Source organism: Antarcticimicrobium sp., from assembly GCF_029212575.1.
GTDB lineage: Bacteria > Pseudomonadota > Alphaproteobacteria > Rhodobacterales > Rhodobacteraceae > Antarcticimicrobium.
Genome location: NZ_JARGPK010000088.1, coordinates 17252 through 30106, shown reverse-complemented (window position 1 = coordinate 30106; position 12855 = coordinate 17252). Strand labels below are relative to the sequence as shown.

At 65.1% G+C, this 12855-nt stretch carries 14 protein-coding genes; 1 reads left to right on the top strand and 13 read right to left on the bottom strand.

Translation table 11 applies throughout. The annotated features are described in order from the left end of the window. Positions 1–20 precede the first annotated feature (20 nt). The 9 genes from P1U75_RS18335 to P1U75_RS18295 form a co-directional block, all read right to left on the bottom strand. Positions 21–1196: a substrate-binding domain-containing protein gene (locus P1U75_RS18335; RefSeq protein WP_300245860.1), complete on the bottom strand. Its 1176-nt coding sequence runs from the start codon at positions 1194–1196 to the stop codon at positions 21–23. A gap of 112 nt (positions 1197–1308) precedes the next feature. Beyond that, positions 1309–2079, bottom strand: coding sequence for an HpcH/HpaI aldolase/citrate lyase family protein (locus P1U75_RS18330; RefSeq protein ID WP_300245858.1), 771 nt, complete (start codon positions 2077–2079; stop codon positions 1309–1311). Between the two features lie 10 nt (positions 2080–2089). Continuing rightward, complete coding sequence (gene hpaH, locus P1U75_RS18325) at positions 2090–2890, bottom strand: 2-oxo-hept-4-ene-1,7-dioate hydratase (RefSeq protein ID WP_300245856.1); 801 nt, start codon at positions 2888–2890, stop codon at positions 2090–2092. After that, positions 2887–3744 carry a fumarylacetoacetate hydrolase family protein gene (locus P1U75_RS18320; protein ID WP_300245853.1) on the bottom strand — a complete coding sequence of 286 codons (858 nt, stop codon included), beginning with the start codon at positions 3742–3744 and terminating at the stop codon, positions 2887–2889. The genes hpaH and P1U75_RS18320 overlap by 4 nt, the downstream gene beginning before the upstream one ends. Next, entirely contained in the window at positions 3741–5156 is a 1416-nt protein-coding gene (locus tag P1U75_RS18315) for a pyridoxal-dependent decarboxylase (RefSeq protein ID WP_300245850.1), read from the bottom strand. The genes P1U75_RS18320 and P1U75_RS18315 overlap by 4 nt, the downstream gene beginning before the upstream one ends. 63 nt (positions 5157–5219) lie before the next feature. Then, entirely contained in the window at positions 5220–6200 is a 981-nt protein-coding gene (gene hpaD, locus P1U75_RS18310; RefSeq protein WP_300245847.1) for a 3,4-dihydroxyphenylacetate 2,3-dioxygenase, read from the bottom strand. Positions 6201–6332: 132 nt separating this feature from the next. Further along, on the bottom strand, positions 6333–7187 hold the full coding sequence (gene hpaD / locus P1U75_RS18305; protein ID WP_300245844.1) for a 3,4-dihydroxyphenylacetate 2,3-dioxygenase: 855 nt from the start codon (positions 7185–7187) through the stop codon (positions 6333–6335). A 36-nt stretch (positions 7188–7223) separates the two neighbouring features. Continuing rightward, positions 7224–8735 (bottom strand): 5-carboxymethyl-2-hydroxymuconate semialdehyde dehydrogenase, encoded by a 1512-nt coding sequence (gene hpaE, locus P1U75_RS18300; RefSeq protein WP_300245841.1) that lies wholly within the window; start codon positions 8733–8735, stop codon positions 7224–7226. After that, complete coding sequence (locus P1U75_RS18295; protein ID WP_300245838.1) at positions 8732–9127, bottom strand: 5-carboxymethyl-2-hydroxymuconate isomerase; 396 nt, start codon at positions 9125–9127, stop codon at positions 8732–8734. Before P1U75_RS18295 ends, hpaE begins: the two co-directional genes overlap by 4 nt. Before the next feature lie 112 nt (positions 9128–9239). Here P1U75_RS18295 and hpaR point away from each other — a divergent pair, with 112 nt between their 5' ends. Then, positions 9240–9686 carry a homoprotocatechuate degradation operon regulator HpaR gene (gene hpaR, locus P1U75_RS18290; protein WP_300245836.1) on the top strand — a complete coding sequence of 149 codons (447 nt, stop codon included), beginning with the start codon at positions 9240–9242 and terminating at the stop codon, positions 9684–9686. A gap of 16 nt (positions 9687–9702) precedes the next feature. Here hpaR and maiA read toward each other — a convergent pair whose 3' ends face one another. The 4 genes from maiA to P1U75_RS18270 form a co-directional block, all read right to left on the bottom strand. After that, positions 9703–10341, bottom strand: a complete 639-nt coding sequence (maiA, locus tag P1U75_RS18285; protein ID WP_300245833.1) for a maleylacetoacetate isomerase — start codon at positions 10339–10341, stop codon at positions 9703–9705. Between the two features lie 151 nt (positions 10342–10492). After that, the gene (locus P1U75_RS18280) at positions 10493–11035 is read right to left on the bottom strand and encodes a VOC family protein (protein WP_300245831.1); all 543 of its coding nucleotides are present in this window, start codon (positions 11033–11035) and stop codon (positions 10493–10495) included. Between the two features lie 3 nt (positions 11036–11038). Next, positions 11039–11239: a DUF2783 domain-containing protein gene (locus P1U75_RS18275; RefSeq protein ID WP_300245829.1), complete on the bottom strand. Its 201-nt coding sequence runs from the start codon at positions 11237–11239 to the stop codon at positions 11039–11041. A gap of 5 nt (positions 11240–11244) precedes the next feature. Next, entirely contained in the window at positions 11245–12855 is a 1611-nt protein-coding gene (locus tag P1U75_RS18270) for an FAD-dependent oxidoreductase (protein ID WP_300245827.1), read from the bottom strand.

Sequence of the window (12855 nt, the reverse complement as noted above, 5' to 3'; positions counted from 1 at the left end):
CCACGGCCTTGGGGAAAAGATTACTGGTTACGAACCGGGATCGGCAGGTCGTCGATGCCCAGCTCGCGCACCAGCTCGGGGATCGCCCATTCCACCTCCGGATCGACCCTGATCTTGAAGTGATACATGGACTGCATTGCCTGGTGATCCTCGGGGCGGAAGCGCATGGTGCCCTTGGGCGTTTCCCATTCCATGCCTTCCATCGCCGCGATCAGGTCCTCGGTGTCGGTGCCGCCGGCCTTCTTGATCGCCTCGACCACGGCGATGCCCGCCGCCATGCCGCCTGCGGTGAAGAAGTCGGGCGGGGTGCCGAAGCGGTCCATATGCTCCTTCACCAGCCAGTCGTTCACCGGGTTCTTGGGGATGTCGTAGTAGTAATAGGTCGCCCCCTCCATGCCATCGAACTCTTTCCAGCCCTTCAGCGCCGCAAGGATGTTGCCGCCGCTGGCGATCTCGATGCCGAACCGGCCCGGGTCCATCGCGTTGACCTTGCCCATCGGATTGCCGCCACCGGCCCAGATGACGAACAGCTTCTTCTTGCCGTCCAGATCCTTCATCGCGTTGAAGATGCGCTCCGCCGCGGCGGTAAAGTCGGTGGTGTCGGTGGGCACGTATTCCTCGTGCGCGACATCGGTGCCGGTGCCCTCCAGCGCGTCCTTGAAGGCGGCGATGCCGTCACGACCAAAGGCATAGTCCTGCGCCAGCGTCGCGATATGCACGTTCTCGCCGGCCAGCGCGATGGCGTTCGACACCGCGTCCTGGGACGAGTTGCGCCCGGTGCGGAAGATATAGCGGTTCCAGTTCTCGCCGGTGATCGAATCGGCCACCGCCGGCTCCACCAGCAGGATCTTCTCGTATTCCTCGGCCACCGGCAGCATCGCCAGCGCCACGCCGGAACTGACCGGACCGACAGCCAGGTCGACCTCGTCATCGCCATAGGCCTCTTCCAGCAGCGCGCGGCCATTCTCCGGCTTGAGCTGGGTGTCCTTTTCAAGCACGACGATCTTTTCGCCGTCGATCTCCATGGTGCCGCCGGTGGCGTATTCCAGCCCCATCATCAGCCCGTCATGGGACTGTTTCGCATAGGCCTCATAGGGGCCGGTCTTGCCGTAGACATGGGCGATCTTGATGTCAGCGGTCGCACTGGTGGCCAGCGCAAGCGCCGACACCATGCCCGCAACGAAAATGCGTGTCACGATTCTCTCTCCCTGGTGAGCGCCCTTGGTGGCGCCTGAAACTCCCGTGAAGATACGCTAGCGCCGCGATCGCGCTCCGGTCAATTGCGTGTAAATACGCACCTTCCCGTTTTCAGGCGCTTTTCCAGCGCGCGGCCAGGGCCCGCGCATTGCGTGCCAGCACCAGTACGTCGATCCCGACGGCGAGGAATTGCGCCCCCATGTCGTGATAGGCCTGCGTCGCCTCCTCGGTCACGCCGAGGATTCCGGGCGCCTTGCCCGCTGCCGCGATCCGCGCGATGGCATCGGCGATTGCCGCGCGCACCTCCGGCGCGGCGCTGTCGCCTTTGAACCCCATGTCGGTCGACAGGTCCGCCGGCCCGATGAAGACACCGTCCACCCCCTCGACGGCGAGGATGTCGTCCAGCCCGGCCAGCCCCGCGCGGCTTTCCACCTGCACCAGCAGGCAGATCTCGGCGTCGGCGGTCGGGATGTAATCGGGGATCGAGGCGAACATGGTGGCCCGCCCGCCAGCGGCGCCGACACCACGGGTGCCCTCGGGCGGATAAGTGCAGGCGCGCACCAGCTCGCGCGCCTGATCGCCGCCTTCCACCATCGGCACCAGCACGGTCTGCGCGCCCGCGTCCAGCACCTGCTTGATCATCCATGTCTCGCCGAGCGGGACCCGGACAACCGGGTGGCTGGGGCTGGCCGCCAGCGCGATCAGCTGGTCGCGGATCGAGCGGATGTCGTTCGGCGCGTGTTCGCCGTCGATCACCAGCCAGTCGAACCCGGCGGTGCCCATGATCTCGGCGGCCTGGCCATCGGCAAAGCTCATCCAGCAGCCGATCTGTTTTTCGCCGGCGGCGAGCGCCTGTTTGAAGGGGTTTGTGGGGACGGGCATGGGAAACCTCTCAGTCGAAAGTGACGTGAACCGAGCCGAACGGCCCGAAATCGGCGGCAAAACGCGATCCGGCCGGTGCCTCGACCGGGCGGATGAAGGAACCGGACAGGACGATATCCCCCGCCTCGATCTGCTGACCATAATCCGCCATGCGCCGCGCAAGCCAGAGAACGGATGTCACCGGGTCGTTCAGCACCCCGGCCCCCAGCCCGGTTTCCTCGACCACGCCGTCGCGGCTGACGATGGCGCCGGTCCAGCGCAGGTCGACCGCGTCGGGCGCATGACGCTCGGCCCCCAGCACGACACCGGCATTGGCGGCGTTGTCGCTGATGGTGTCGACGATCACGCGCGCCTTGCCGGTCTCCGGGTCGGCGCGCAGGACACGGGTATCGAGGATCTCCAGCGACGGCGCCACGTAATCGGTCGCCGCCAGCACATCCTCGCGGGTGCAGTCGGCGCCCGCCAGCGGGGCCTTCATCGCGAAGGCGATCTCGGCCTCTACCCTTGGCTGGATGAAGCGACCGGCGGGCACGGTGGCGCCGTTCCCGAACGCCATGTCGTCCAGCAGCACCCCGCTGTCGGGCGTGTCGATCTTCAGCGCGTCCTGCATCGCCCGGCTGGTCAGACCGATCTTCCAGCCGATCTTGCGCCGCCCCGCCGCCAGCTTGCGCGCGATCAGCCGCGCCTGCACCGCATAGGCGTCGTCCAGCGTCATGCCGGGATAGAGCCGCGAGAGAAGCCCGCATTGCTGTCCGGTCTGCTCGGCGTTGAACAGGCTATCGGCGGCCTCGTCGTATTGCGCGGGCGTCATTCGTCCGCCACCGTGTTGACCAGCTTGCCGATTCCCTCGGCCTCGACCTCGATCACGTCGCCGGGGCGCAGGAACCGGGGTGGATCGAACCGCGCGCCGGCGCCGGTGGGGGTGCCGGTCACGATGATGTCGCCCGGCACCAGCGTGGTGAAGGTCGAGATATATTCGATCTGCCGCCGGATCGGGAACAGCATGCGCGAGGTGCGGTCGTCCTGCCGCAGCTCGCCGTTCACGCGTGTTGTCAGCCGCACATCGTCAAGCTGCGCGGGCGAGGTGAAGGGCACCAGCCACGGCCCCATCGCGCCGGAATGGTCCCAGTTCTTGCCCTGGGTGACGTTGAACTTGGCATGCCGCACCCAGTCGCGCAGCGTGCCCTCGTTGCACAGGGTGATCGCGGCGATGTGGTCATAGGCGTCGGCCTGCGAAATCCGCCGCCCGCCCTTGCCGATCACCACCGCGATCTCGCCCTCGTAATCCAGCTGCGGCGTTTCCGGCGGGCGGATCAGCGGGTTCTCGTGCCCGGTAAAGCTGCGCGCGAAGCGGATGAACAGCGACATGTTCGGCGGTGCGTCCTGCCCATCCTTGTACTCGGCGTTGCGGTCGGGAAAGTTGACGCCGACGCAGATGATCTTTTCCGGGGCGGGGATCGGGATCTGATACTCGAATGTCCCGTTCGGATGCGTCACCGGCTTGTCCTGTGCGGCCACCGCCAGATCATAAAGCGCCCCGGCCTCGATCACAGTGCGCAGGTCGGGCCATTCGCGATAGACCGGCGAAAGGGCGATCATCCCCCCCTCGGTCACCGCGCCGTAAAGGGTCTCCTTGCCTACGGAATAGGTTGCGAATTTGGTCATGGCTGGAGCTTTCCTGCAATTTCGGTGATCACGTCATAGGCCATCATCACGTCCTCCTCGGTGGTTTCAAATTGCCCGGCCTGGAACCGGATGACCAGCGCCCCATCCACCCGGGTCTGGGTCAGGTAGATGCGCCCGTCGTCATTGATGGCGTTGACCAGCGCAAGGTTCAGCGCGTCGAGGTCCCCGGCCCCCTCCGGCGCATAGCGGAAAGTGAACAGTGACCACATCGGCGGCGTCACGATCTTGAACGCCGGGTCTGCCACCAGCTTGTCGTGCAGCTGCACCGACCATTTCACATGGTTTCTGATCCGCTCCCGCAGCCCCTCCAGCCCGTAGGCGCGGATCAGGAACCACAGCTTCAGCGCGCGGAACCGGCGGCCCAGCGGCACCGACCATTCGGAGTAGTTGACGATCCCCTCGGCGCCGTGGGTTTTCAGGTACTCCGGGCTGATCGCCAAAGTCCGTACAAGATCCTCGGGATTCCGTACGAAATGCGCCGAGCAGTCGAACTGTGCCCCCAGCCATTTGTGCGGGTTGAAGACGATGCTGTCGGCGCCCTCGATCCCGGTCCAGTAGTGGCGGAACTCCGGGCAGATCATCGCGCTGCCGGCCCAGGCGGCATCGACATGGGTGTAGAGGTTGTATTTCCGCGCGATGGCCAAGCACTCGGCAATCGGGTCGGTGGCCCCTGTGCCGGTGCCGCCGACACAGAGGATCACGCCGGCCGGTTTCAATCCGGCCGCCAGATCGGCCTCGATCGCGGCCTCCAGCGCCGCCGGGTCCATGCCGCGCCAGCCGCCCTTGATCGGGATACGCACGAGGTTGTCCTGGCCGATGCCGGAAATCCAGATCGCCCGGTCGATCGAGGTATGCACCTCCGACGACGCATAGACCCGCAGCGGCGCCTGCCCGGCCAGCCCCTGTTGGTTGCCGGTCCAGTCCAGCGCCTTTTCCCGCATCGTCAGCACCGCCGCCAGCGTCGCCGATGACGCGCTGTCCTGGATCACCCCGGCGAATCCCTCGGGCAGGTCGAGGGACTGGCGCAGCCAGTCCATCATCCGGGTTTCCAACTCGGTTGCCGCCGGCGAGGTCTGCCACAGCATGCATTGCGGCGCGATCGCCGAGACCAGGAATTCGGCCAGAACCGAGGGGGCGGCGGCGTTGGAGGCGAAGTAGGCGAAGAACCGCGGGTGCTGCCAATGGGTGATGCCCGGCATCACGATCTGTTCAAAATCGCGGAACACCTGCTCCATGTCCTCCGGGGTTTCCGGCGGGGTCGCGGGCAGGGCGTTCAGCACCTCGCCCGGCCTCGTCTGCGCCCGCACCGGCCGGTCGCCGACGGTGAGGTGATACTCTTGCGCCCAGTCGGCCACGCGGCGGCCCCATCCGGCGAATTCAGTCCATTTCATTGATAGCTCCAGTTGCCGTGCTGGCCGCCGTGCGGGCGCGGTTTCGTGTTATGAATGTCTGCCTCAGGGTGCAATGATCGGCTGCGCCTTGAGCTGCGCGGGTACCGGCGCGGTTCCCTCGAACAGGCTACCTTCCTCGAACCAGGAGCGCGGCGCAGGCGCGCCCCAGAGCGTCTGGCGCTGCGGGTCCTTCAGATCCCATTTGATCGGCTCCAGATCCGGGTCGACGGTCTGGTAGTCCGAGCAATAGATCTCGATCCGGTGACCGTCGGGATCGCGGATGTAGAGGAAGAAGGCGTTTGAAATCCCGTGCCGCCCCGGCCCGCGTTCGATGTTGTCGACCCAGCCGGTGGTCGCCATCAGGTCGAGCAGGTCGATGATGTTCAGAGGCGTCGGCACCCAGAACGCGGTGTGATGCAGCCGCGGCCCGGTGCCGTTGGTAAAGGCCATGTCATGCACGCCGCCCTTGCGGTGGGTCCAGGCAGCCCAGAGATGGCCGCTGTCCTCGTCCTCGGTGTATTCGGTGACGCGAAAGCCCAATTCGTTATAAAAGGCGACGCTTTCGTCCACGCTGGGCGAGAAGACGTTGAAATGGTCGATGCGCAGGGGCTTCACGCCGCGATAGAGCGCGTATTTCTGGTGGATCGGCGGCAGCCTGTCCATCTTGACGTAGAATTCCAGCGGGATGCCATGCGGATCACGGGTGCGGAAGGTGCGCGACTGATACGGGCGATCGACCCACTCCACGGGCAGATCCCTGCCCTTGAAGAAGGCTTCGGCCTTGTCGAGGCTGTCGTCGTCGAACAGCTTGAAGCCCAGATCGCGGGCGCGCGGGTCCTCCCCCTTGCGCAGCACCAGACAGTGATGCCCCCGTTCCTCCATCGCGCGCAGATAGATCGTCTCGCTGTCCTCGTCGGTGACCTGCAGGCCCAGTGTGTCGACGTAGAAGGCGCGCGATTTCGCCAGATCGGTGACGATCAGTTCCACATGGCTGAGCCGGACGATGTTGAACGGCGGGTAGAGGTTCGGGGCGGGGATGGGCATGGCGGGTTCCTTTCGGGGAGGTCAGCGCGGCGGTCGGGCCGGGGCGAACTTTTCCGAAAAGTTCGGTTTGGAGTTTTCTGAAAATTCCATGCCCAGGGTCCGTTCGTATCGCGTCGTTTCGGTCATCTCGGCCTATTGAACCGGAAAGATCACGTTGGTCTGGCCGGTGCCGGAGGAGGGGAAATAGGGTGTCACCACCTCGCATCTTGCATCGTACCTGTCCCAGCCCAGCGCGCCGTAAAGCATGGCGGTATCGTGCATCGACCCCTCGCCGCTGCAATGGCGGGCGTATTCCGGCAGCATCTTGAGGAAGGTGGCGTGATCGCCGGATTTCCACATCTCCAGCACATGCAGGTCCATCTGCCGGTTGAACTCCGAGCTGATGGTAAAGGTGCCGTTGTTGGCGGCATAGTCCTTGTTCGCCCAGATCTTGTGGGAGAGCGAGCCGGAGGCCACGAGCAACACCTTGCTGTCGCTCTCCTCGACCGCCTTGCGGATCGCCGCGCCGACGATGCGGCTTTCCTGATGGTCGTGCACCGTGCACCAGGCGGCGACGGAAACGACCTTCATCTCATGTTCGCGGGCCATGAAGCGCATCGGCACCAGCGTGCCGTATTCCAGGTGCAGGCTGTCCAGATGGTGCGACAGCGTGTGCGCGCCCAGGTCGCAGGCCGCCTTGGCAATCGCGTCGCCCAACTCCGGGTTGCCCTGGTAGTCGTAGGGCAGATCCTGGATGAACTGGGGAAACTCGTTCGAGGTAAAGAGCCCCTTGAACCGCGCGTTGGCGTTGATGTGAAAGCCCGCGTTGATCACCCAGTGGGTGTCGCAGATCACCACCGTATCCGCCCCCAGCGCCTTGGCGCGGCGGGCAATCTCGGCATGGCCGTCGATGGCCGGCTGCCGCTTGCCCTCTACCGGGCCGGGCCGTTCCGACATCAGCATGGTCGGCACATGGGTGCATTTGGCGGCGAGAACGATCTCTCCCATAGTCTTCTCCTTGAAACTTCGCGCCTCTCCTCGGGGCTAGACGCCCAGACGGGGAATCCTGTGTTGGCCCAGGGCAAAGCCCACGTGTTTCTGCTCCATGTAGAACTCGAACGACCAGTCGCCGCCGTCCCGCCCGATGCCGCTGGCCTTGACGCCGCCGAAGGGGGTGGGCAGGTGCCGCACGTTTTCCGAGTTCACCCAGATCATGCCTGCCTCCAGCCGGTCGGTAAAGCGCAGTGCGCGGGTCAGGTCGTTGGTCCAGACATAGGCGGTCAGGCCGTATTGGGTGTCATTGGCGATCTTCAGCGCCTCCTCTTCGGTCGCGAAGCGGATTGAGGTGAGGACGGGGCCAAAGATCTCCTCTTGCGCGATCCTCATGTCGTTGGTGGCCCCGGTGAACAGCGTGGGACGCACGAACCAGCCCTGATCGCCCACCCGGAGGCCGCCGGCGGCCACGGTGGCGCCATCGGTTTTCGCGATGTCGAAATAGGAGGCCACCTTGTCGAAATGCACCTTGTGGATCAGCGGGCCGACCTCGGTTTCCGGGTCCAGCGGATGGCCGACGCGGATGGTGTTGACCCGCTCGGTCAGTTTCGCCTCGAATTCGTCCGCGACGGTGTCCTGCACCAGCAGGCGCGAGGAGGAGGTGCAGCGTTCGCCGTTGAGCGAATAGATCATGAAGATCGCCGCATCCAGCGCGCGGTCCAGATCGGCATCGTCGAACACCACGACAGGGTTCTTGCCGCCCAGTTCGAAATGCACCCGTTTCAGCGTATCGGCGCCCTGTTTCATGATCATGCTGCCGGTTTTCGATTCGCCGACAAAGGCAATGGCCTTGATGGCGGGATGCTCGGTCAGCGCGCGGCCGGCATCCTCGCCAAATCCGTTCACCAGGTTCCACACCCCGTCGGGCAACCCGGCCTCATGGGCGATTTCTGCCAGGATGCGGGCGGTGAGCGGGCTGAACTCGGCCGGTTTGTGGACCACGGTGCAGCCAGCGGCGAGCGCCGGCGCAATCTTCCACGTCGACAGCATGAAGGGCGTGTTCCACGGCGTGATCACCCCCACCGGGCCCAGTGGTACGCGGGTGGTGACGTTCATCAACGTGGGCGAGCGCAGGTTCTGGCCGTCGCGGGCGCTGCTCACCTTGTCGGCGAAAAAGCGGAAGTTGGCCGCCCCGCGCAGCGCCGCCTTGGACATGAAGCGCAGCGCCTGGCCGGTATCCCAGCATTCGCAAAGGGCGATTTCCTCGGCGCGGGCCTCGATCCCCTCGGCGATGCGGATCAGGATTGTCTTGCGCTCCGCCGCCGGCATCGCGGCCCATGCGGGAAAGGCCTGCGCCGCGGCCCGGGCGGCGGCGTCGATATCCTCAGCTCCACCGCGCGCGACCGGGCAGATCACGCTTTCATCGACGGGCGAGGTGGTGTCGAATACCGCGCCCGAGGCCGCCGGGCGGCTTTTGCCCGCAATCAGGTTCTGGATGCCGCCCTCGCGAAAGCGGGCGAGGTAGCCGTTTAGTTTCTCGATGTTCTCGGTCAGTGCGGTCATGTCAGGTCGCCCCTTTTCAGATGGTCGCGGATGGTGCCGGTCTTGGGGGCAAGCTCGGGGTCGATGTCGCGCATCTCCAGCGACAGGGCGAGCGAGCGGACCGCCATGACCGGCGCGAGGAAGGTTTCGGCGGCGGCGAAGATATGCGCGGTGGCGGCCTTGCGGGTGTCCAGATCGCGGCCACCGCGCAGGCGGACCGAGATATCGACATAGCCGTGACCGGGATCGCCGTCGGCGATGGAGACATGATCGGTCCGCATCGCCCGCACCCGGATCCCCGGCATCGGCAGCGCGCCGGTCTCGATCGCGGCGCGGCGCAGCGCGTCGCAGAACCCGGCCATGTCGACCCAGTCCTCCACGTTTGCCGAGTAATCGACCATCAAATGCGCCATGCGCCCCACCTCCGCTTTATTGCTTAACATGTTTACTAAATCAAGGAGTTTGTCAACTCCGGTGACACGATGACCGATTGCACCGAGCACCATAGGTCGGCAAAGATGGCCCATGACCAGAGGATTGCCATCTACCTCCCGCTCATTGCCGATTGCGCTCTTGCGGGCGCGCGAACAGGTCATGGGCCCGATTCGCATGATGCTGACCGACGTGGGCATCACCGAGCAGCAATGGCGCGTGTTGCGCGTGCTCGACGAGGCCGGCGCGATGGAGCCGACCCGGATCGCCGAGGAGGCCTGTCTGTTGCTGCCCAGCCTGACACGAATCCTGCAGAAGCTGGAGGAGAAAGGGATGATCATGCGCCGCCGCGACGAGAACGACAAGCGCAAGCAGGTGGTCCGGATCAGCGCCGAAGGGTCGAAAGTGATCGCGGCCAACCTGGATGCCAGCACCGCTCTGAAGGACAGCCTGCGGGCGCGGTTGGGCGAGACGCGCTATGAGTTGTTGCTGGATCTGCTGAACGAGGTGCACGAAACCGGCGCCGCCGATCAAGGCTGAGACGCCGGACGCGGGATCAGGCCGGCCTGCACCGGTCCGGGTGGGCGGCGGCAAACGCCGGGTGATCGGCGCAGGCGGCCTCGATGGCGAGAATGCGCGGCAGGTCGGACACCTCCACGCCCCAGCGGCGGGCGTTGTACATCTGCGGCATCAGGCAGATGTCGGCGAGGCCCGGCGTGTCGCCGCAACAAAAGGGGGACTGCTCGAAACCTCCCAGCATGGTTTCGACCGCCTGCAGGCCGGGCCGGATAAAGCGTTTCATCCAGTCCTCGCGGACACCCTCGCGGTTTCCGGTAATTTCCGCGGCATAGGCGACCACCTGAAGGTTGCAGACCGGGTGGATGTCCACCGCGATCGCATGGGCCAGGGCCGTCTGCGCCGCGCGCCGGGCGGGGTCTTCGGGCAGCAGCCCCATGGTGCGGGTCCGGTCGAGGTAATCGAGCATCGACAGCGACTGGGTCAGGCGCAGGCCGTCGATCTCGAGCACCGGCACCAGCCCCTGCGGGTGGCGTGCGATGTGCTCGGGCGTCTTGTGCTCCTTTGCCACCAGATCGACCGGGACCGAGGTAAAGGCAATCCCGGCCAGGTTCAGCGCGACCCGCATCCGGTAGCTGGCCGAAGAGCGCCAGTAGTCATAGAGCACAGCTTCAGTCATGCCCGTTCTCCCGTGTTGGTTCCGTGTTCAGCAGAAGGTTAACTGCTCGCCCGGGGATGGGCCATATGCCATCGGCGGTCGCAACAGGCATCGGCCGCGAGGGCGATGATCGCCCCCGGGGCCTGAACCCGGTTTGCCCTGGGATTGCGCCTCAGACGTCGCTCAGCTCTTTCGCGTGCATCCATTCGGCGTGCTTGGGGGCCTTCCTGGTCTTCGACCATTCCTCCAGCATGTCCCATTTCACCGCGTCGAGTTTCTTCAGCATCGCGTCTTCCTCCGGATCCGGGCAGGCCAGTTCGACGCGGTGGCCCGAGGGATCGAAGAAATAGATCGAGTGGAAGATCGAGTGATCCGTCACCCCCAGCACCTCGACGCCGCTGGCCTCCAGATGCTCCTTGAACGCGATCAGCTCGTCGCGGTCCTTCACCTTGAAGGCGATATGCTGCACCCATTCAGGGGTGTTGGGATCGCGGCCCATCTCGGGCTTGGTCGGCAGTTCGAAGAAGGCCAGCACGTTGCCGTCGCCTGCGTCGAGAAAGATGTGCATGTAGGGGTCGGGGTCATGCGTGGAGGGCACGTGATCCTCGGCGATCGCCAGCACGAAATCCATGTTCAGCATCTTGCCGTACCACTCGACGGTTTCCTTGGCGTCCTTGCAGCGGTAGGCGACATGGTGAATTTTCTCGATTTTCATCGGTTATTCCTCCTCTTTGAGCTTGGCGGCGCGCAGGGCCTGGCTCAGCACGGCACGGTCGCCGATATGATTGGCCAGGATCAGCACCAGGCGCGCGTTCAGCGCGTTGCTGTCGGCGGTTTCCAGCCCCTCGTGGGTGGCCAGAAGTTCGGCGTAGAAATCGTCGGCACTGTCGATGTTCGGGGTCAGGATCAGGTCGGACATGGGTCTCACTCCTTGCCGGTGGCGCGGCGGATGGCAGCGCGGAACAGGGGTTCGTCAAAGCTGGATCGGCGGGCCGCCACGTGCTGATCGGGGCGGATCAGATAGACCGCCGATGTCGCATCTCCCAGATACCGCTCCTTCAGCGCCAGCGTCGGATCGTCCTTGATCGAGAGCGCCAGCCGCGTGACCTCGATGCCGTCCTCCTCGATCAGGTCGGGGGCCTCGGCGTCGATGGTCAGCAGGGTGAACCTGTCGCCGAGTTTCCGTAGCAGGAAGCTGTCGCCCAAAGGGACGTCGGGGCAGGGCGATCCGGGGCGGGTGCGCTCCGGCCCGTCCAGCGCGTCGGCCGAATTGAGCGGCGAGCCGTCATAGGTGCAGGGCACCGAGAGACGGCCGGAATTCACCAGCGGGCGGGCGAATTCGTAATGCTCGCTCAAGTCCAGCACTGCATCCCGCAGCATCCGCGACATCTCCGATTTTGGCGTGATGAAATCGGTCGAGCGGGTGGAATTAAGGATGTTCTCGTCGGCCCCGTGGACCCGTTCGTGATCGTAGCTGTCCAGAAGGCTTTCGGGCGCCTTGCCCTCCATTACCAGCCTGAGCTTCCAGATCAGGTTGTCGGTATCCTGCACGCCGGAGTTGGCACCGCGCGCGCCGAACGGGCTGACCTGATGCGCGGCGTCGCCGGCAAAGATCACCCGGTCGTGGCGGAACTGCTCCATCCGGCGGCACTGGAAGGTATAGATGCTGACCCATTCCAGTTCGAACTCCACCTCCTCGCCCAGCATCGCCTTGAGCCGCGGGATCACGTTCTCGGGGCGCTTCTCGCGCTCCTTGTCGATGTCCCAGCCCAGTTGCAGGTCGATGCGCCAGACGCCGTCGGGCTGCTTGTGCAGCAGCGCCGACTGGCCCCGGTTGAACGGCGGATCGAACCAGAACCAGCGTTCGGTCGGGAAATCGGCCTCCATGATCACGTCGGCGATCAGGAAGTTGTCCTCGAACACGCGGCCGACGAAATCCTTGCCCAGCATCGCGCGCATCGGCGATCCGGCCCCGTCGCAGGCGATCACCCAGTCGGCCTCGATGTTGTAGCTGCCCTCGGGGGTGTCGATCTCCAGCGTGACATGCTCCGGATGGGTGCCCACCGCCGAGACCTTGTTGCGGCCGCGAATCTCGATCGGCGCACCCTCGGCCTGCAATTCGCGGACCCGGTTCACCAGGAAGTCCTCGAAATAGTACTGTTGCAGGTTGATGAAGGCCGGGCGCTGGTGGCCCGCCTCGGGCAGCAGATCGAACTCAAAGACCTTGCGGTCGTCGAAGAACACCTTGCCCAGGTTCCAGACGACGCCCTTGTCGACCATCGGCTGACCGGCGCCAAGACGGTCGAGGATTTCCAGCGGCCGCTTGGCGAAACAGATCGCGCGGCTGCCGAAGCTCACCTTGTCGTTCTCGTCCAGGATCACCACCTCGATCCCCTGCTGGGCGAGGTCGATGGCCGCAGCCAGGCCGACGGGGCCGGCACCGACCACGATGACCCGGTGCCGCACCGGGACAGAGGCATCCTCGTCCGTGTGGCGGGCATAGGGGTAAAGTGGCGTTTCGAAGATCTTGTTCAT

Bases quoted from the DNA above. Each gene is read 5' to 3' on its own strand.
- hpaR (WP_300245836.1), top strand. From the start codon at position 9,240: ATGACCAGAGGATTGCCATCTACCTCCCGCTCATTGCCGATTGCGCTC.
- hpaE (WP_300245841.1), bottom strand. From the start codon at position 8,735: ATGACCGCACTGACCGAGAACATCGAGAAACTAAACGGCTACCTCGCC.
- P1U75_RS18270 (WP_300245827.1), bottom strand. From the start codon at position 12,855: ATGAACAAGATCTTCGAAACGCCACTTTACCCCTATGCCCGCCACACG.
- P1U75_RS18275 (WP_300245829.1), bottom strand. From the start codon at position 11,239: ATGTCCGACCTGATCCTGACCCCGAACATCGACAGTGCCGACGATTTC.
- hpaD (WP_300245847.1), bottom strand. From the start codon at position 6,200: ATGCCCATCCCCGCCCCGAACCTCTACCCGCCGTTCAACATCGTCCGG.
- P1U75_RS18330 (WP_300245858.1), bottom strand. From the start codon at position 2,079: ATGCCCGTCCCCACAAACCCCTTCAAACAGGCGCTCGCCGCCGGCGAA.
- hpaD (WP_300245844.1), bottom strand. From the start codon at position 7,187: ATGGGAGAGATCGTTCTCGCCGCCAAATGCACCCATGTGCCGACCATG.
- hpaH (WP_300245856.1), bottom strand. From the start codon at position 2,890: ATGACGCCCGCGCAATACGACGAGGCCGCCGATAGCCTGTTCAACGCC.
- P1U75_RS18320 (WP_300245853.1), bottom strand. From the start codon at position 3,744: ATGACCAAATTCGCAACCTATTCCGTAGGCAAGGAGACCCTTTACGGC.
- P1U75_RS18295 (WP_300245838.1), bottom strand. From the start codon at position 9,127: ATGGCGCATTTGATGGTCGATTACTCGGCAAACGTGGAGGACTGGGTC.
- P1U75_RS18280 (WP_300245831.1), bottom strand. From the start codon at position 11,035: ATGAAAATCGAGAAAATTCACCATGTCGCCTACCGCTGCAAGGACGCC.
- maiA (WP_300245833.1), bottom strand. From the start codon at position 10,341: ATGACTGAAGCTGTGCTCTATGACTACTGGCGCTCTTCGGCCAGCTAC.
- P1U75_RS18315 (WP_300245850.1), bottom strand. From the start codon at position 5,156: ATGAAATGGACTGAATTCGCCGGATGGGGCCGCCGCGTGGCCGACTGG.